The organism is Microbacterium sp. ZXT2-5 (genome assembly GCF_055329545.1).
In genome coordinates, this window is the sequence record NZ_JBUZWD010000001.1 from 2064790 (window position 1) to 2081972 (window position 17183).

16 protein-coding genes are annotated in these 17183 nt (G+C 72.3%); 6 read left to right on the forward strand and 10 right to left on the reverse strand.

The genetic code is table 11. The annotated features are described in order from the left end of the window. Positions 1-13: 13 nt before the first annotated feature. The 10 genes from ACZBH1_RS09015 to ACZBH1_RS09060 form a co-directional block, all read right to left on the reverse strand. Entirely contained in the window at positions 14-1831 is a 1818-nt protein-coding gene (locus ACZBH1_RS09015) for a D-apionate lactonase family protein (RefSeq protein ID WP_378882884.1), read from the reverse strand. 35 nt (positions 1832-1866) lie between these two features. Further along, on the reverse strand, positions 1867-2622 hold the full coding sequence (locus tag ACZBH1_RS09020) for an SDR family NAD(P)-dependent oxidoreductase (RefSeq protein ID WP_336394497.1): 756 nt from the start codon (positions 2620-2622) through the stop codon (positions 1867-1869). Position 2623: 1 nt separating this feature from the next. After that, positions 2624-3502: a phosphogluconate dehydrogenase C-terminal domain-containing protein gene (locus ACZBH1_RS09025; RefSeq protein ID WP_336394498.1), complete on the reverse strand. Its 879-nt coding sequence runs from the start codon at positions 3500-3502 to the stop codon at positions 2624-2626. Further along, complete coding sequence (locus ACZBH1_RS09030) at positions 3499-4293, reverse strand: sugar phosphate isomerase/epimerase family protein (RefSeq protein WP_378882880.1); 795 nt, start codon at positions 4291-4293, stop codon at positions 3499-3501. Before ACZBH1_RS09030 ends, ACZBH1_RS09025 begins: the two co-directional genes overlap by 4 nt. Then, entirely contained in the window at positions 4290-5072 is a 783-nt protein-coding gene (locus ACZBH1_RS09035) for a triose-phosphate isomerase family protein (protein ID WP_336394500.1), read from the reverse strand. Before ACZBH1_RS09035 ends, ACZBH1_RS09030 begins: the two co-directional genes overlap by 4 nt. Next, a complete protein-coding gene (locus tag ACZBH1_RS09040) occupies positions 5072-5542 on the reverse strand; it encodes a ribose-5-phosphate isomerase (RefSeq protein ID WP_463646185.1) in 471 nt (156 codons plus the stop codon). The genes ACZBH1_RS09035 and ACZBH1_RS09040 overlap by 1 nt, the downstream gene beginning before the upstream one ends. Beyond that, positions 5535-7280, reverse strand: coding sequence for a dihydroxyacetone kinase family protein (locus ACZBH1_RS09045; RefSeq protein ID WP_463646186.1), 1746 nt, complete (start codon positions 7278-7280; stop codon positions 5535-5537). The genes ACZBH1_RS09040 and ACZBH1_RS09045 overlap by 8 nt, the downstream gene beginning before the upstream one ends. Further along, positions 7277-8689 carry an MFS transporter gene (locus ACZBH1_RS09050; RefSeq protein ID WP_463646187.1) on the reverse strand — a complete coding sequence of 471 codons (1413 nt, stop codon included), beginning with the start codon at positions 8687-8689 and terminating at the stop codon, positions 7277-7279. Before ACZBH1_RS09050 ends, ACZBH1_RS09045 begins: the two co-directional genes overlap by 4 nt. Before the next feature lie 90 nt (positions 8690-8779). Continuing rightward, on the reverse strand, positions 8780-10462 hold the full coding sequence (locus ACZBH1_RS09055; protein ID WP_336394504.1) for a hypothetical protein: 1683 nt from the start codon (positions 10460-10462) through the stop codon (positions 8780-8782). A 75-nt stretch (positions 10463-10537) separates the two neighbouring features. Beyond that, positions 10538-11854, reverse strand: a complete 1317-nt coding sequence (locus tag ACZBH1_RS09060; RefSeq protein WP_336394505.1) for an ABC transporter substrate-binding protein — start codon at positions 11852-11854, stop codon at positions 10538-10540. A gap of 146 nt (positions 11855-12000) precedes the next feature. Between ACZBH1_RS09060 and ACZBH1_RS09065 the strand changes: the two genes are divergently transcribed. The 6 genes from ACZBH1_RS09065 (at position 12001) to ACZBH1_RS09090 (ending at position 17174) form a co-directional block, all read left to right on the forward strand. Further along, positions 12001-12738 (forward strand): FadR/GntR family transcriptional regulator, encoded by a 738-nt coding sequence (locus tag ACZBH1_RS09065; protein WP_463646188.1) that lies wholly within the window; start codon positions 12001-12003, stop codon positions 12736-12738. Positions 12739-12815: 77 nt separating this feature from the next. Further along, complete coding sequence (locus tag ACZBH1_RS09070; protein WP_452323480.1) at positions 12816-13787, forward strand: formylglycine-generating enzyme family protein; 972 nt, start codon at positions 12816-12818, stop codon at positions 13785-13787. Further along, the gene (locus tag ACZBH1_RS09075) at positions 13784-14149 is read left to right on the forward strand and encodes a YidH family protein (RefSeq protein ID WP_336394508.1); all 366 of its coding nucleotides are present in this window, start codon (positions 13784-13786) and stop codon (positions 14147-14149) included. Before ACZBH1_RS09070 ends, ACZBH1_RS09075 begins: the two co-directional genes overlap by 4 nt. Next, the gene (locus ACZBH1_RS09080) at positions 14146-14499 is read left to right on the forward strand and encodes a DUF202 domain-containing protein (RefSeq protein ID WP_336394509.1); all 354 of its coding nucleotides are present in this window, start codon (positions 14146-14148) and stop codon (positions 14497-14499) included. Before ACZBH1_RS09075 ends, ACZBH1_RS09080 begins: the two co-directional genes overlap by 4 nt. 123 nt (positions 14500-14622) lie before the next feature. Beyond that, positions 14623-15687: a nucleoside hydrolase gene (locus ACZBH1_RS09085; RefSeq protein ID WP_463646189.1), complete on the forward strand. Its 1065-nt coding sequence runs from the start codon at positions 14623-14625 to the stop codon at positions 15685-15687. Next, the gene (locus ACZBH1_RS09090) at positions 15684-17174 is read left to right on the forward strand and encodes a DUF1593 domain-containing protein (RefSeq protein ID WP_463646190.1); all 1491 of its coding nucleotides are present in this window, start codon (positions 15684-15686) and stop codon (positions 17172-17174) included. Before ACZBH1_RS09085 ends, ACZBH1_RS09090 begins: the two co-directional genes overlap by 4 nt. Positions 17175-17183: the final 9 nt, after the last annotated feature.

A 17183-nucleotide genomic window follows, 5' to 3' on the forward strand; every position in this document is an offset into this window, starting at 1 on the left:
GGGGCCGGCGGAGTCAGAGCGTGAGGAAGGACGTGGGAGGGACGTCGGCGGTGCGGGTCGCGCCGTCGGGGAGAGTCACCTCGACCCGTCGCGGACGATCGTCGAGGTTGGCGACGAGGACGGTGACGCCGTCGCGGCCCGCCGCGCCGCCCGCCTCCGCGCCGCCGGCGCCGGTGCGGGCGCCGAGGGCCCAGACGAGGCCGTCGGGGGAGTCGCCGCGCAGCCCGGGCGTCCCCGCCAGTGCGGCGAGCGCCGAGACCGCGGCGAACGCGGGGAGCGCGGTGCCGTCGGCCGTGCGGACGCCGCGCGGCCCCCACTCCTCGAAGTACGCGAGCGTCGCCACGCCAGGGACGGCGAGGGCGGCGGCGCTGGCCACCGTCCACGCGGCGAGCTCCGGGGCGGACTGCCGCGGGTCCGCCGCGTCGATCAGCGCCGAGCCGTAGCCGTCGCGCAGGTCGTCGTGCTCGGGTGTCGGCGGGGGCGTCGTGGCGACGTCGTTGAAGTGCGGGCGCAGCGAGATCGGCCCGATGTGCACCGGCGGTCCGCCCGCCAGCTCGACGGCCTGGGTCGCCACGAGCCGCTGCATCGGCACGGACTCCACCAGCTGGGCCGTGCTCAGGCTGTGGAAGAGCGGGGTGCTGCTGAACACGACGCCGTCCAGCCGCCTCGGCAGGCGGTGGTGCTCGCGATTGAGCTCGGTGAAGTGCGAGCGGACCCCGCCGACGATCGGCGCATCCACGCCGGCCTCGGTGAGGGCGTGGCGCAGCAGCCCGATCGCCTCGAGGTCCGAGACGTGCCGGGCGGGCCCGGTGGGCCAGAACGCGGTGACACGTGCCACCGGCAGGTCGTGCAGCGCGAAGACGGCCTCGTCGATGCTGGTCGGGTCGTCCTCGGCGAGCACGAACCGCACATCGAGGGGGAGAGCGGATGCCGCGGCCCGGCCGAGCGCGGCCTGCCAGGTTCGGGTGGCGAGGTCGAGCTCCACCAGCACCGCGGCGGGCCACGCGCCGGCCCCCGGCGAGCCGTCCGGCCCGGACGGCGCGGCGTCGGGCGACACCGCAAGCCCGGACGGCGCCGGGTCGGGCGCCGTGGCGGCGGACACCGCGATGGCGGGCATCGCCGGGCCGTCCTCCAGGCGGATGCGGGCGACCTCGTCACCGGCCCCGGCGGTGGGCGTCCCCGACACCGAGACGTCGACGGTCTGGACGATCCGCTCGCCGGCGGCCAGTTCGTAGGGGAAGGGGAGCGCGAGCGGACGGCTGTACGTCTTGTACGAGGCATCCGTCCAGTTGCGCTGATCCTCCATCTCGAACACGTCGCCGGCGAATCGCAGGTCGACGTCGAGGCCCTCGTGCGACCACGCCAGCCCCGCGATGTCGAACGCCGGCTGGTGCGGGCTGATGGCGACGGGGTAGCGGGAGTGCTCCACCGTCCCCCCGGAGTGGCGCACCTCGAGCGCGGCGCCGGCCAGCCCCGGTGGGTGCAGCACCACCAGTCCGGTGCGGTTCGTGGCGAAGGCGGTAGCCGACTCCAGGTCCGTCAGCAGCCGCAGCCTGCCCGGTCCGCGGATCTCGGCCCGCACGATGCCGCGCAGGTCGGACCCGAGCCCCTCCGAGTGCACGTGCAGCGTGAGGGCGATGCCGGACTCGTCGACGCGGTCGACGACGAGCCCCGCGGTGTCCCAGTTGCGGTCCCGGACGACTGCGCGCACCGACCGCAGCACCACGACGCCGTCGCAGGCGATGTCGGCGAACTCGTCGTCGCGCAGCTCCAGCGACCACCGGCCGCTCCGCCATGACCGTGCCGGCTCACCCTTCCACACGTCTGCCATGCGCCCCATCTTCGTCGCGATCCCGCTTCCGCGGGTCAGATCGTGGTCATCCCGCCGTCGACGGAGAAGAGCGCACCCGTGGCGAACGCGCCGTCGTCGCTCGCGAGGTACACCATGATGCCCGCGACGTCGTCGGGCGTGCCGGCCCGGCCGAGCGGGATGCGGCCGATGATCGCCGCCCGCGACGCGGGGTCCTCGCTGATGGCGGCGACCAGCGGCGTCTCGGTGTACGCCGGCTGCACCGTGTTCACGCGGATGCCGCGGTCGGCGTACGCGGCGGCGACCGTGCGGCCCAGGCCGTGGATGCCCGCCTTCGACGCGCTGTAGGCGGTGAAGTCCTTGCCCTCGCCGTTCACGCCGGTGGGGCTCCCGGTCAGGATGATCGACCCGCCGCCGCGCGGCAGCATCGAGCGCACCGCGTGCTTGACCGTCAGGAACGTCCCGGTCAGGTTGATGTCGATCGTGCGGCGCCACACGTCCAGGTCGAGCTCGGCCGCCTGCGCGTCCTGCCCGAACAGCTGCACGCCGGCGTTGGCCACGACGACGTCGGGCGCCCAGCCGGCCGCCTCGACCTCGGCGAACGCCGCGGCGACGGCATCCTCGTCCGAGATGTCCATCGTGACCGCTCGGGCGTGCTCGCCGATCTCGGCGGCCGCGGCCGCGGCCCCGTCGCCGTTGCGATCGGCGAGGACGACCCGCGCGCCCTCACGGGCGAACCGGGTCGCGACGGCGAGGCCGATGCCGAGCGCCGCGCCGGTGATCAGTGCGGTCTTGCCTTCGAGCTGCCCCACGTCAGCGCTCGATGTGGTCGAGGTGGAGCATGCGCGCGAGGTTCTTGTCGAGCTCGTCGTCGCGGAAGATCTTCTTCCAGTCCTCCTTGATGATCGACTCGCGGCCGTAGTCCATGGCGATGAGGCAGGCGTCCGAGAACGGGTTGTCGCCGCGCAGGCCGTTGGCGAGGGCCACCTGGGTGTGGCCGTACAGGATGCTGCGGGCGGCGGCCTCGGGAACCCCCATGGTGTTGATCGCCTCGTCGAGGGCCTCGTTGAGGAGCGAGCCGATCATGCAGGCGACGGTCTCGACGAGGGTGGGCTCGAGCTGCGCGAGCTGCTTGACGGTGACGAAGTGGACGTCGATGACGGGGGCGTAGATCGCGCGCACGGTGGCCTCGACGATCTCCTTGTGCGCGGGGTCGTCGCTCTCGACGGCGGCGATCGCATCCTGCGGGGCGGCGATGCCGCCGAACGTGTCGGCCCACTCCTCCTTGGTGGTGCGCTCGAGGAACACCGAGGGGTGGCAGGGGTGCGCGACGGCCTGGACGACGTCGTCGCGGGTGGTGAGCAGGCCCGCGTACGCGGCGGCGGGGTCGAGCGTCAGCACGATCGCGCCGGACTTCAGCTGCGGCACGAGGTCGGCGGTGACCGGGCCCAGGGCGAGGTCCGGCACGGCCAGCACGACGATGTCGGCGTCGGCGACGGCGGTGGCGGCATCCGTCAACTCCCGTCCGGCGTCCAGCGTGCGCTGGCGACCGGCGGGCGAGTTCTCGACGTACCAGACGGTGTGGTCGGTCTTGACGAGGTTGTTTGACACGCGCATGCCCATCTTCCCGCCGGCTCCGACGACGGCGATCTTGTAGGTGGCGGTGCTGGTGTTCGCAGCGGTCGTGCTCATGACGTGCTCCTCAGGTGTTCGATGGTTCGGCGGGTCCATTCCCGCTCGATCCGGATGGTGGTCTCGGCGTCCGTCTGCCAGGACAGCCAGTGCTCGACGATCTCGTTGACGCCGCGCTCTCGCGGGCGGACGGTCTCGAGCAGGTGGAGGTAGTCGTGCAGCCCCTCGCCCATGGGCGCGCCGCCGTAGGTGAAGCCGACCCAGCCGGGCTGGCGGGCGAACGCGAAGTCCTTCACGTGCACGTTCTTGACGTGCGCCGCCGTCCGCTCGACGCAGTCGCGCGGCAGCTCGAGGCGCGCGACGACGTTGGCCGGGTCGAGGCAGATCCCGAGCCGTTCGCTGCCGATGCCGGCGACGAGATCCACCAGGTCGGCGGTCGAGACCTGCTCGTACGTCTCGAGGGCGAGATCGACGGCGGATGCCTCGTACGCCGGCAGTGCCGCACGCAGCCACTCCTCGGCCTGGGGCAGGGTCGGGCGGGTGTCGGGCGAGTAGAGCATGCTGCGTACGAGGCGGGCGTCGAAGACGCCGGCGAGGTCGAGGAAGCGGGCGAGCCGGTCGGGCTCGATGCCCTTCGTGCCGAGCTCGATCGCGATGCCGAGGTCGCGGGCGGCGGCTGCGGCATCCGTCAGCTCCGCGTCGTCCATCTGCTCCAGCGGCGCGTAGTCGCAGATCTGGAACAGGCCGACGCCGAGCTGTCTGGTCGCCTCGAACGCACCGACGAGCGACAGCGGGCGGGGCACCCGGTCGGAGTGCTGCCAGAAGAACGCGTACGTGCCCAGCCCGATCATGCGTCGCCCTCCGACCGCGACCGCGAGGCGGCGAGGGCGGATGCCTCGTCGAGCACCGCGACGAGCGCGTCGGGGTCATGCGCGAAGCGGCCGAGGAACAGGCCGTCGACACTGCCCGCGAGGCGGGTGAGCAGGCCGGGACCGGCGGAGCCGCCGTAGATGACGACGCTGCCCGCCCGGGCGGGATCGGCGTCGAGCGCGCCGCGGAGGGCGCGGGTGACGGTGGCGATGTGCTCGTCGGGCGCTGGCTCCGCAGCCCCGATCGCCCACACCGGCTCGTAGGCCACGATGACGGGTCCGGCGGGCACGTCCTCGAGGTTCGCGGCGAGCTGTTCGACGTTCGCGAGCGCGGCGGCGGGGCTGCCCAGGCGCTCGGCCTCTCCGATGCACAGCACCGGGGTGATGCCGTGGCTGAGCGCGGCGGCGGCCTTGGCGGCCGTGACGGTGTCGGTCTCGTCGAACAGCCGGCGCCGTTCGGCGTGACCGATCTCGGCGACGGCCACGCCGACCTCGGCGAGCTCGGCGGCGGTCACCTCGCCGGTGTAGGGGCCGGACGGGAACTCCGAGACGTCCTGTGCGCCCACCAGCACCGGGGTGTCGGAGAACGCGGCGAGGGCGGCGGGGATCTGCACGTAGGTCGGGATGACGAAGAACCGCACGTCGCCCGCGGCCACGGCGGGGTGGGCGGCCGCGCGCTGCGCCACGTCGGCGAACCACGCGCGCGCCCGCTCGTGCCCGAAGTACGTCTTCAGGCTCACCCCGACCGTGACCTGCGGCATCAGCAGGAGCCCGTGGTCTCGAACCGGTCGATGACGGCCACCTTGTCGGCCGAGGCCGACGTGGTGTCGAAGCGGTAGGTCAGCCATTCGCGCACCAGGCGGCGGGCGAGCTCGATGCCGACGACCCGCTGGCCCATGGTGAGCACCTGCGCGTTGTTGGACAGCACGCCCCGCTCGACCGAGTACGAGTCGTGGGCGGTGACGGCCCGGATGCCCGGCACCTTGTTCGCGGCGATCGCGACGCCCAGGCCCGTGCCGCAGATCAGCAGCGCGCGGTCGGCGTCGCCGTTCGCGACCTGCTGGGCGGCCTCGATGGCGACCGTCGGGTAGGGCGTGTGCCCGTCGGCGTCCACGCCCACATCGGTCACCAGGGCGACGCCGGGGTTGTTCTCGAGGTCCTTCTTGAGGATCTCCTTGTAGTCGTAACCGGCGTCGTCGCAGCCGATCACGATGCGCAGGGGCTCAGCCATTGGCGTTCTCCTTCACTGAGTTCTGGTCCGCGAGCATTTCGCCCACGGCGGTCACGATGAGCGCGAGCGAGATCGCGCCCGGGTCGGGGGTTCCCACGCTGTTCTGGCCGTGCGTGCGAGCGCGGCCCATGCGGGGGAGGAGGTCCGCCGTCGCCTGCGCGGCGCGGGTCGCGGCATCCGCTGCCGTCCGCCACGCGTCGGTCAGGGAGGCGCCGGCGTCGACGGCCTGGCTCAGCGTCGAGCTGAAGGGCACGAGCGCGTCGACGAGCGTCTTGTCGCCGACCTCGGCCTTGCCGTAGTCGGTGACCCCGCCCGAGCCGGCGGCCACACCGGCGGCGATCGCGGCGGGGTCAGGCCGGCCCTGGTCGCCGAGCGCCCGGGCGACCGCGTTGAGGATGAGGCCCCACAGCGCGCCGGAGGTGCCTCCGGCCCGATCGGACCATGCGTCGGCGGCGTGGGCGAGGGTCGTCTGCGCGCCGGCGCCGGCCTCGACCGCGGCGGTCGCCGCAGCAAGCGCGGCGTGCGAGCCGCGCTGCATGCCGATGCCGTGGTCGCCGTCGCCGGCGATCGCGTCGAGGCGGCCGAGCTCGTCGACGTGCGCGTCGACGGTCTGGGCGATGGTGCGCACCGCGGCCAGCACCGTCCGGGCGACGGCGCGCGACGGCTCGTCGGCGTCGGGGATCTCGGCGGCGTCGGCCGCGGCATCCGTCACCGCTGCCCGCTCCTGCGGGGCGACGGAGCCGCGACGGTACGCGGGCGTGTCCACCGCGGTCTCCCACAGCTGCGCCAGCTCGTCGTCCAGCCAGAACAGGGTCAGCGACGTGCCCGCCATGTCGAAGCTCGTGCAGTACTCGCCGACGTGCGGGTCGACCAGCTCCAGGCCGGCACCCTCGAGCAGCTGGGCGACGCGCCGGTAGACGACGAACATCTCCTCGTACTTCAGCGACCCCAGGCCGTTGAGGATCGGCACCACGCGGGCGCCGTCGACCTCGACGCCGTCGGGCACCTCGGCCAGCAGCTTCTCGACCAGGAGCTCTGCCAGGCCGTCGGCGGTGGGGATGTCGGTCTCGTCGATGCCCGGCTCGCCGTGGATGCCCAGGCCGACCGCCATCCGCCCCTCCGGGACGGTGAACAGCGGCTGCTCGGCGCCGGGCAGCGTGCAGCCGGTGAACGCGACGCCGAACGAGCGCGTGCGCTCATTGGCCAGCCGGGCCAGCCGCGTCACCTCGGCGAGGTCCGCGCCCGCCTCGGCCGCCGCCGCCGCGATGCGGAACACGGTCAGGTCGCCCGCGATGCCGCGCCGCTTGTGCTTCTCGTCCGGGGTCGCGCTGAAGATGTCGTCGGTGACGGTGACCGTCTCGCACGCGATGCCCTCCGAGCGCAGCCGCTCCTGAGCCGCGTCGAAGTTCAGCACGTCTCCGGCGTAGTTGCCGTAGCTGAAGAGCACGCCGCCGCCGGCCTCGGCGGCCTTGGCCACCGCGTACACCTGCTGCGTCGAGGGCGAGGCGAACAGGTTGCCCATCGCCGCGCCGTGCGCGAGCCCCGGACCGACGAGCCCCCCGAACGCGGGGTAGTGGCCCGAGCCGCCGCCGACGACGACCGCGACCTGGCCGGCCGGCGACGTCGTGCTGCGCACCACTCCGCCGGGCACGCGGCGCACGTGGCGGCCGTTGGCCGCGACGAAGCCGTCGATCATCTCGTCGGCGAAGTCCGCCGGCTCGTTCCACAGACGCGTCATCGCACGTCGCCCTTCGCGGTCCCGCCGACGCCGACGGTGTCGGCGCCGGAGACGGTGTCGTCCTCGTCGTCCACCGTGGCCGGGGTGATGCGGTTGCTGCGGGAGAGCAGCACCATGAGCACGGCCGACACGAGCATGACGAAGCCCACGATGAACATCGGGACCTCGTAGCTGCCGGTCCAGTCGCGCACGGCACCGGTGACGAACGGCGCCGAGAAGCCGGCCAGGTTGCCGATCGTGTTGATGAGGGCGACGCCGGCAGCGGCCGCGGCGCCGGTGAGGAAGCGCGTCGGCAGGGTCCAGAAGTTGGGGAGGGCGGCGAAGATCGCGCACGCGGTGACGGTGATGACCGCGATCGTGGCAGCGGGCGAGCCGGCGAACAGGGCGAGCGGGATGCTGACCGCACCGGCGATCGCGGGACCTGCGATGTGCCAGGTCTTCAGGCCGCGCCGCGAGGCGTCCCGCGACCAGAAGTACATGACGATCGCCGCCGGCAGGTACGGGATCGCGGTGATGAGGCCCTTCTGGAGCGTGTCGAAGGTCTGGCCGGTCTGCGCCTGGAAGCCCTCGATGATCGTGGGCAGGAAGAAGGCCAGCGCGTACAGGCCGTAGATGAACCCGAAGTAGATGAACGACAGCACCCACACGCGACCGCTCTTGAAGGCGAAGCGCGCCGACACGTGGCCGTGCTCCTTCTTCTGGGTCGCGGCCTTCTCGCGGTCGAGTGCGTCGGTGAGCCAGACCTGCTCCTCACGGGTCAGCCACTTCGCGTCGGCCGGCTTGTCCTTGAGGTAGAACCACGCGATGACGCCGACCACGATCGCCGGGATCGCGACGCCGAAGAACATGAAGCGCCAGCCCTCGAGCCCGAAGAAGACCTCGTGCTGCTGGATGAGCCAGCCGGCGAGCGGGGCGCCGATCACCGTGGTCAGCGGCTGGGCCAGGTAGAAGAGCATGAGGACGCGGCCGCGGTACTGCGCGGGCACCCACAGGCTGAGGAAGAGGATCGCGCCCGGGAAGAATCCCGCCTCGGCGACACCCAGCAGGAACCGCAGCACCACGAGCTGCTCGAAGTTCTGCACCCACGTGAACAGCAGCGCGACGATGCCCCAGCTCACCATGATGCGCGAGAGCCAGCGGCGGGCGCCGAACCTGTGCAGCGCCAGGTTCGAGGGCACCTCGAGCAGGATGTAGCCGATGAAGAAGACGCCCGACGCGAAGCCGAACTGCGCGGCGCTGAGCGCGAGGTCCTCGTTCATGCCGTTGGGGGCGGCGAAGCCGATGGCGGTGCGGTCGAGGTAGTTGATGAAGAACATCAGCGCCACGAACGGCACGAGGCGCATCGACACCTTGCGGATGGCTGACCGCGCCACCGGTGGCGCGTCGGTGGTGGTCTGGGTCTGGTCCACAGTGACTCCTGCTATCGACGATGATCGAGGTTACTCGGCGTCCATTGTGGCAAACCGGTTGACCAATTGCAAACGGCGGATGCCACGACGTCAGGACCGGCCGGCTCCGGCGTCCGCGATCTCGAACTCGAGCGTCTCCCCGTCGGGGCTCCCGGGACGGATCCGCAGCTCGATGTCGGCGAAGCGCTGCGTCCACAGGTCCGGCGGCCCGGCATGCGCCGCGATGGCCGCCTGGGCGGCGGGGTCGTCCAGGGCGTCGTAGACGAGCCACTGCCCGTCGCCCATCCGCATCGAGCCGGACCGCGCGGGATCGCACAGCCATGCGGCGATGAGCACCGTCGCGCCGGCCCGCGCCCGGACCGAAAGCGCGTCGAGCGTGGCGCCGGGCAGGCGGCTCCCCGCGACCACCACGAGCCGCGCGTCGGCGAGCTGGTCCGCGCGGACGTTCTCGTCGAACACGAGGACGCCGCGCGCCGCCTGGAAGAGGCCGTGCATGTGCGTCTGCTCGGGCGCGCCGCTGGGGAGGGGGAACTCCGATCGCGGGATGCCGTTCAGCCGGTGGCGGGGAAAGTCGTAGCCGGGGATGTGGAGGCAGCTGCCGTGGTCGGGGATCTGCCCATGACTGAGCGCATGCCATGCGGCGAAGACGCTGCGCGAGGTCGCCGGCGCGGTGGCCGCGCGATTGCCGAAGGGTCGCTCGCCGCGCCCGAAGTCGCTGTCGTCGGCGTGCACGAGGGCGATGTCGGCGCGGGCGTCGCGGTGGCTCCAGCGCAGCGGATGCCGCGGCACGAAGTCGCGCACGAACTCGCGCCACACCTCGCCGTGCGCGGTCCGCTCGAAGCGGCCGCCGCCCCGGTGCCGCACGAGCACGTCGATGTTCTCCACGAACAGCCTCGTCGGGGCGAAGAAGTAGGCCAGTCGCAGCGCGGACGCGAACTCCGCGGGTGAATGGCCGGGGAAGCCGGGGGCGCGCGTGGGCCAGGGGCCGACGTCCGGCCCCCACAGGTCGGCGCACACCCACAGGTCGCGGCCGTACTGCAGGGCCGCTCCGAGGGCGGTTCCGAGCTGGAGCGGCTGGAACGATTCCTTCATCACCTTCGGGGCCGGCGTCATCCCGGCCCGGGCGAGCGTGTGGAACATCACCGGGAAGACCTGCTCGGCGAGGACCGGCACCGCACGGCCGCCGGACTCCGAGGCCTCCCGGACGTCGCGCACCAGCCCGCGCACGGTGCGGTCGATCACCGCGACCGACTCCTCCGCGGTGAGCCCGTCGGTCCGGCCGAAGTGGGGGAGGTGGTCGTCTCGGCGGTACTGGTCCGCGTGGATCTGGAGGTGCTCCGGCTCGTCGTACAGCACGCCGGCCAGCCGACCGGTCTCGGCCGCCGCGCGGATCACCGCCGCCGGCACGTCGTAGCGGTTCGTGCCCTCGGCGTACGGACCGTTGATGTTGCCGTACTCGTTGCCGAGCACGATATCGATCCCGGCCGCCGCGAGATCGCCGAACAGCGCGTCGTGGTCGTGCTTCGTCGGGATGACGTGATGCACGTAGAACTCCGCGCCGAGGTCCTCGAGCGCCGACACGAACTCCTGCGGTGTCGGAGGGGGATCCTGCGACGGGATCGGGATGCCGGTCCCGGTGCGCATGATCTCGTCGGAGGCCGGCCCCGCCCACGGGTCGTGGAAGGCGACGACCGGACCCTGGATGCCGAGGCTCGGGCGGGCGTCGGAGCGGCCGGGATCGGCCGTTCCGCTCTGCGGTGAGGTTGAGGACATGGGCGGGAGCTCCTCCGGTGGACGGTGCGGACAGGACGGCGGGCCGGCGACCGAGGTCGCCGGCCCGCACGCGTGCTACTGGCCCAGCACGACGTCCATCTCGGCGAAGAACTGGTCGACGGCCTGGTCGACCGTCAGCGTGCCGAAGTTCAGCTCCTCGGTCAGCTCGCGGAACTTCTCGTGCAGCGAGCCGTAGCCGACGATCGGCGCCGGCGGGGCGTCGCCGAGGCGGTCGGCGATCGACGCCTCGTAGTCCACGATGTCCTGGCTGACCGGGTCGAGCTCGGCGGCTTCGCGTGCCGTCGCCGAGGCCGGCAGGCCTCGGTTGGTGCCGAAGATCTCGCCCGACTCCGGCGAGTTGATGAGGAAGTCGATGAGCGTGGCGGCTGCGGCGGGGTGCTCGGAGTTCGCGGCGATCGAGTACATCTGCGATGCCTTGAGGTAGAGGTCCTTCGCGCCCTCGACCGACAGCGGCGGAGCCTGCAAGGTCACCTCGTTGCCCTCACCGAGGTTCGCGAGGTAGCCGGCGAGGAAGTTGTCGGTCTGCGTGTCGCTCGCGCTCAGACCGCTGTCGAACGCGGTCATCGGCTGCACCTCGGCGATCCGCTGCTGCGGGACGAACTGGCCGTTGTCGCGCACCTCGGCCCCCTCTTCCCAGTACTCCGTGAGCCGCTCCTCGTCGAAGCCCGGGTTGCCCTCGTCGTCGAAGAGGTCCTCGCCCTCGGCGCGCAGCTGCATCTCGAAGTTCACGAAGCGCGAGCTCGGGTCCACGCCGCCCCACACGTCCTCCACGCCGGCCGCCTTCGCCGCGTCGCTCACCTCGGCGACCCATTCGTAGTACTCGCCCCACGTGCCGCCGGCGAACGGGTCGACGCCGATCTCGTCGAGGACCGTCGTGTTCATGAACATCGACCAGGCGTTCGTCGAGATCGGCACGGCGGTGGTGACCCCGTCGACCACCCCGGCGCCGAGCACGGACGGCTCGATCGGGTCGGTCTGGATGATGGTGCCGAGGTACGGCTCGAGGTCGAGCAGCGAGCCGCCCTGCGAGTACTGGCGGATGTAGGCGAGATCCATCGTCACCACGTCGGGGAGCCCGTTGCCGCTGGCCTCGATCTGGCGCTTCTCCCAGTAGTCGTTCGGCGAGAGGAAAAGGATCTGGACGTCGATGTTGGGGTGCTGGTCCTCGAACACCTCGATCGCCTCGTTGTAGAGCTCGGCGCGGACGTCGTTGCCCCAGAAGGTGAACGAGATCGACACCTCCTCGTCGGGGTCGAGGGTGGGGTCGGCGCTGGAGGGCGCCGCCGAGGACGCACACCCCGTCAGTCCGATCAGGGCGGCCAGCCCCACTCCCGCCGTTGCCGCCGCCAGCTTCCTGTTCCGGAACTCCATCGTCATAGCCTCTCGTCGTCGAGCATTCAGGAAACGTTTTCTCACGTGGTCGCGAGAAGGGCGACCTGCGTCGCCCGGGGCTAGTCTGGCAAACCGGTTGACCGAATGCAATGTCGGACCTGCGCGGACTGCCGTAAGTTGTTCGCATGCCCGCGTACCCCGACGACCGCTCCGCGGAGATCACCGCCGCGCTCGGCGCGCTTCCGAGCGGCACGCCGGTGTCGGAGGTGGCGCGGCGTCTGATGGACCTCTTCACCACCGGCGACCTCGAGGCCGGCACCCGCCTTCCTCCGGAGCGCCAGCTCGCTGCGACCCTGGGGGTGGGGAGGTCGGCGGTGCGCGAGGCGCTGGCCGCTCTGGAGATCCTCGGCATCGTCGACGTCCGCCCGGGCTCCGGGACCTACCTGCGCGGCACCGCGAGCGAACTCCTGCCGCAGACGCTGCGCTGGGGGCTCCTCATCGGCCGCAAGAACACCGCCGAGCTGCTGGAGCTGCGCTCCGGGCTGGAGATCTACGTCGCCCGGCTCGCGGCCGGCAGAGCCGCGGCATCCGATCTGCGCGCGCTGTCGGGCTCACTGGAGCGCATGCGGCGCGGCACCGGCGATCTCAAGGCCTTCGCCCGCGCCGACCTGGAGTTCCACAACGCGCTGGCCACCGCGGCGGGCAACGACACGCTCGTGGACCTGCTGCACGTCGTGCGGTCGCTGCTCCAGGTCTACGCCGACCGGGCGGTGCACGACGAGGCCGAGGCCCGCGCGGCCATCGACGAGCACGGCGCCGTGTTCCGCGCCATCGAAGCGGGCGACGAGGATGCCGCGGCCTCGGCCATGGCGACCCATATGGCGACCGCCTCCCAGCGGCTCGCCGCCGAAGCCTCGCCCTGACGGTCCGCTTCGGCGATGAGCCGGCCCGACGCGAGCGGGTGAAGCGGGTCTTCGCCCGCTGACGGAAGAATGGGGACATGGAAGGCGATCAGGGCGACTGCGGACCGTCGTGCGCGTGCGGGGCTCCGGCGCGTGCCCAGTTCGTGCGGATCGGGCGGACGGATGCCGCGCCCGCGGCGGCCGTGAACCCGGCACGTCACGCCGTCGAACAGGTCGCCGTCCCGGCGGGAGAGTTCACGATGGGCGACTCGTCGGGGGATCGTAACCCCGGTGACGGCGAGGTGCCGCTCCATCGCGTCGCGCTGCGCGCGTTCGCGATCGACGCCACGACCGTCACCAACGACGACTTCGCGCGGTTCGTCGACGACACCGGGTACCGCACCGAGGCGGAGACGTTCGGGTTCAGTGCGGTGTTCCACCTCGCCGTGCAGGCGCCGGCGTCGGACGTGATGGGGTCGGCGGCAGGCACGCCGTGGTGGCTCGGCGTGCGCGGGGCCGACTGGGCGCATCCGGGCGGCAGCGGCTCGACGCTCGACGGCCTCGGCGATCACCCCGTCGTGCACGTCAGCTGGAACGACGCGCAGGCGTACTGCGCCTGGGCGGGACGCAGGCTGCCGACCGAGGCGGAGTGGGAGTACGCGGCCCGCGGCGGCCTCGACGGCGCGAAGTATCCCTGGGGGGACGAGGAGGTCGACGCGGGCGGCTGGCGCGCGAACATCTGGCAGGGCGAGTTCCCCAGGGTCAACACCCTGGACGACGGCTACCTCGCGACGGCGCCCGCGAAGACCTTCGATCGCAACGGATACGGGCTGTGGCAGCCTGTGGGCAACGTGTGGGAGTGGTGCGCCGACTGGTTCTCGCCGCGCACGTACACCGAGGCCGCGGCAGTCGATCCGCGCGGCCCCGACCGCGGCGGCGCGCGGGTGCTCCGCGGCGGCAGCTACCTGTGCCACATCTCGTACTGCAACCGCTACCGCAACTCGGCACGCTCGCAGAACACCCCCGACTCCTCGATGGGCAATGCCGGCTTCCGGACGGTCGCCGCATGAGCGGGGAGCGCCGGTTCCCGGCATCCGTCTTCGGGCAGGGATCCGAGCCGGACGCCCGGTTCACCCTCGCCAACGAGCGCACCTTCCTGGCGTGGATCCGCACGGCTCTCGCGCTGATCGCGGGCGGCGTCGCCCTCGAGCTGCTCGGGCTGGAGCTGCACCCCGGGCTGCGCCTGGCGGCGTCGCTCGTGCTGGTGGTCGCGGGAGTGCTCACGCCCGCGCTGGCGTGGGTGGGATGGTCTCGCGCCGAGCGGGCGCTGCGGACGGGTCGTCCGCTTCCCAGCTCGCTGCTGGGCGTCGTGCTGGCCATCGCGGTGACCGCCGCCGGCCTCCTCGTGCTGCTGGCCATCCTGCTGCGATGACGGGACTCTTCGACCCCGGTCTGCAGCCGGAGCGCACCGAGCTCGCCTGGCGGCGGACGGCCCTCGCGGTCGGCGTGGGGTCGCTCGTGGCGATGCGGCTGCTTCCCGTGGCGTTCTCCGACCCGTGGTGGATCCTGGTGGGCGCAGCCGGCCTCGTCTTCGCGGGGGCCCTCTGGGTCGTGTCGCGGCGGCGGGGCCGGCGAACGGTCCAGCTACTCCTCGCTCGAGGCGACCGCGCCCCGCTGCCGGGCGGCGGACTGCTGGCGTTCCTGGCTGTCTTCGTCGGCCTCAGCGGGTGCGTCGCGCTCGCCGTCGTGGTGACCGCCGCCGCCACCGGCGGGCTGGGTTGACCTCGTTCGCCGTCGCCGCAGGGCCGATATCCCGTGCAGCCATGATGACGGACGCGGAACAAGGTAATTGGTCAACCGGTGGTACGATTTCGCCGTTCCCGCGCCCGCGATGAGGAGTCGACGATGACGAAGGTGCCGACACCGGCCGACACCGAGGCCGCCCGTGCGCGCCTCTCCTGGCGACTCGGCGAGACGCCGTGGCAGGCGATCCCTCCGCTCGGCGCGCCGCGCGCGAGGGTGATCCTCGACAACGATTTCTCGGGGGACCCCGACGACCTCTACCAGCTCGTGCACCACCTGCTGTCGCCGAGCGCCGAGGTCCGCCTCGTCGTGGCGTCGCACCTGCGGCCGGACGATCCGTTCGACCCCAGCGCCGAGCAGGCCCGCAACGCCGTGGCCGTGGCACGCGACGTCTTCGCGCGCATGGGACTGGAATCCGTCGACGTCATCGTGCAGGGTTCGAACGTGCCGCTGACCGACGGCGGCACGCCGCAGCCCGCTCCCGCGGTCGATGCGATCATCGCCGAGGCGCTGCGCGAGGACGTCGACTCGCCGCTGTTCTATCTCGCCGGCGGCGGCCTCACCGACCTCGCCTCGGCGTGGCTGCGCGAACCGCGGATCGCCGATCGGCTGACCCTCGTGTGGATCGGCGGCGCCGAGCACGACGGCCTCGCCGTGCCGCCCCCGGGCGCGATGCCGATCGAGTACAACCTGCTCATCGACGTGACCGCGGCGCAGGTCGTGTTCGGCGACTCCGGGATCCCGGTCTGGCAGGTGCCGCGCGACGTGTACCGCCAGTGCCTGGTGTCCGACGCCGAGCTGCGGCTGCGCGTCGCGGCGACCGGACCGCTCGGCCGCCACCTCTACGACGAGGTCGCCCACGTGATGCGCATGGTGGGCTCGTTCGCGGGCGGCGCCGCCGAGACGTACGCCCTGGGCGACTCGCCGCTCGTGCTGCTGAGCGCGCTGCAGTCCGTCTTCGAACCCGACCCCGCGTCGAGCCGGTACGTCGCACGGCCCACGCCGCGGATCGGCGACGACGGCGCGTACATCGACGTGCCCGGCGCGCGTCCCATGCGCGTGTACACGTGGGTGGACACGCGACTGATGTTCGAGGACTTCTTCCTCAAGCTCGCGGAGTTCAGCCGGTGGCAGGCGGGGTCGGATGCCGCGGAGGTGACCGCATGACCGCCCTCGAGCCGGTCGTCTCGACCATCCCGCGCCCGCGCACCATCGTCACGGCCGATCCCGAACTCGACGATCTCAACTCGATGATCCGCTTCCTGCTGTACAGCAACGAGGTGGAGGTCGAGGGACTCGTCTACGCCTCCAGCCGCTTCCACTGGCGAGGAGACGGGCGGGGGACCGAGTTCTTCCTCCCCGATCGGGAGTACGACCAGCCGCAGACCTCCTGGCGCTGGGCGCCCGGCGAGCGCTTCATCGACGATGCCGTCGACGCCTACGCCGAGGTGTACGAGAACCTGCGACAGCACGATCCGCGCTACCCCGCACCCGAGGCGCTGCGCGCGGTGATCCGCGACGGGAACATCGACTTCGAGGGGGACACGTCGGCCGAAACGCCGGGGTCGCAGTTGATCGCCGACGTTCTGCTGGACGACCGGCCGGGCCCGGTGTATCTGCAGCTGTGGGCGGGGCCGAGCACCGTCGCGCGGGCCCTCATGTCGATCGAGGAGCGGTTCCGCGGCACCGATGAGTGGGAGGCCGTGCATGCGGCCGTCTCGGCCAAGGCCGTCATCACGAAGTTCGCGTCGCAGGACGGAACCTACGACGAGTACATCGCGCCCGTGTGGCCAGGCATCCGGGTGATCGAGGTGGCGACGCTGGCGTGGGGCTACATGGCCCGCAAGACCATCCGCCCCGACGACCAGCGCCTGCTGAGCGCCGAGTGGATGCGCGAGAACGTCGCCGGCGTCGGCCCGCTCGGCGGGCTCTACCGCGTGTGGGGCGACGGTCGGCAGATGGTGCCCGGCGACATGACCGACTACTTCCACCTCTCGGGGCTGTCGGCCGACGAGCTGCGCGCTCAGGGATACCAGGTGTGGATGGAGCCGCAGGCGGCCGGGGAGTGGATCTCCGAGGGCGACACCACGAACATGCTGAACCTCCTCGTCCCGGGCCTGCGGGCGCACGAGCATCCGTCGTACGGCGGGTGGGGCGGTCGATATGTCCGCACCGGCGAGGGAACCGACACCTGGGGCCTGGTGGATGCCGCGTTCACGCCGGGATCCGGAGACTGGGCGTCGAGCGGCCCCTCGGGAGACGAGGGGTCGGTGGTGCGCTGGTTCGCCGACGCCCAGGCCGACTTCGCCGCCCGGCTGCGGTGGACCGTCTCGACCTACGACGAGGCGAACCATCACCCTCGACTGTCGGTCGACGGCGGGATCGACCGTGACGTCGCGCCCGGCGAGCAGCTGACGCTCACGGCATCCGTCGCGGACCCCGACGGGGACGGCGTGACCGTGCGGTGGTGGGTCTACGACGAGGCCGGGACCTGCGACCACGAGGCGGCGGTCGCCCCGCGGGGGGCGACCGCAGAGGTGTCGATCCCGGCCGACGCGCGACCCGGCGACACCATCCACGTCATCGCCGAAGCGGTGGACGACGCCCCGGCGCCGCTGAAGGCCTTCCAGCGGGTGATCCTCACCGTCCGCTGATCACTCCGC

Bases quoted from the DNA above. Each gene is read 5' to 3' on its own strand.
- ACZBH1_RS09090 (WP_463646190.1), top strand. From the start codon at position 15,684: ATGACCGCCCTCGAGCCGGTCGTCTCGACCATCCCGCGCCCGCGCACC.
- ACZBH1_RS09085 (WP_463646189.1), top strand. From the start codon at position 14,623: ATGACGAAGGTGCCGACACCGGCCGACACCGAGGCCGCCCGTGCGCGC.
- ACZBH1_RS09055 (WP_336394504.1), bottom strand. From the start codon at position 10,462: ATGTCCTCAACCTCACCGCAGAGCGGAACGGCCGATCCCGGCCGCTCC.
- ACZBH1_RS09040 (WP_463646185.1), bottom strand. From the start codon at position 5,542: ATGGCTGAGCCCCTGCGCATCGTGATCGGCTGCGACGACGCCGGTTAC.
- ACZBH1_RS09035 (WP_336394500.1), bottom strand. From the start codon at position 5,072: ATGCCGCAGGTCACGGTCGGGGTGAGCCTGAAGACGTACTTCGGGCAC.
- ACZBH1_RS09060 (WP_336394505.1), bottom strand. From the start codon at position 11,854: ATGGAGTTCCGGAACAGGAAGCTGGCGGCGGCAACGGCGGGAGTGGGG.
- ACZBH1_RS09065 (WP_463646188.1), top strand. From the start codon at position 12,001: ATGCCCGCGTACCCCGACGACCGCTCCGCGGAGATCACCGCCGCGCTC.
- ACZBH1_RS09015 (WP_378882884.1), bottom strand. From the start codon at position 1,831: ATGGCAGACGTGTGGAAGGGTGAGCCGGCACGGTCATGGCGGAGCGGC.
- ACZBH1_RS09075 (WP_336394508.1), top strand. From the start codon at position 13,784: ATGAGCGGGGAGCGCCGGTTCCCGGCATCCGTCTTCGGGCAGGGATCC.
- ACZBH1_RS09080 (WP_336394509.1), top strand. From the start codon at position 14,146: ATGACGGGACTCTTCGACCCCGGTCTGCAGCCGGAGCGCACCGAGCTC.
- ACZBH1_RS09025 (WP_336394498.1), bottom strand. From the start codon at position 3,502: ATGAGCACGACCGCTGCGAACACCAGCACCGCCACCTACAAGATCGCC.
- ACZBH1_RS09045 (WP_463646186.1), bottom strand. From the start codon at position 7,280: ATGACGCGTCTGTGGAACGAGCCGGCGGACTTCGCCGACGAGATGATC.
- ACZBH1_RS09030 (WP_378882880.1), bottom strand. From the start codon at position 4,293: ATGATCGGGCTGGGCACGTACGCGTTCTTCTGGCAGCACTCCGACCGG.
- ACZBH1_RS09070 (WP_452323480.1), top strand. From the start codon at position 12,816: ATGGAAGGCGATCAGGGCGACTGCGGACCGTCGTGCGCGTGCGGGGCT.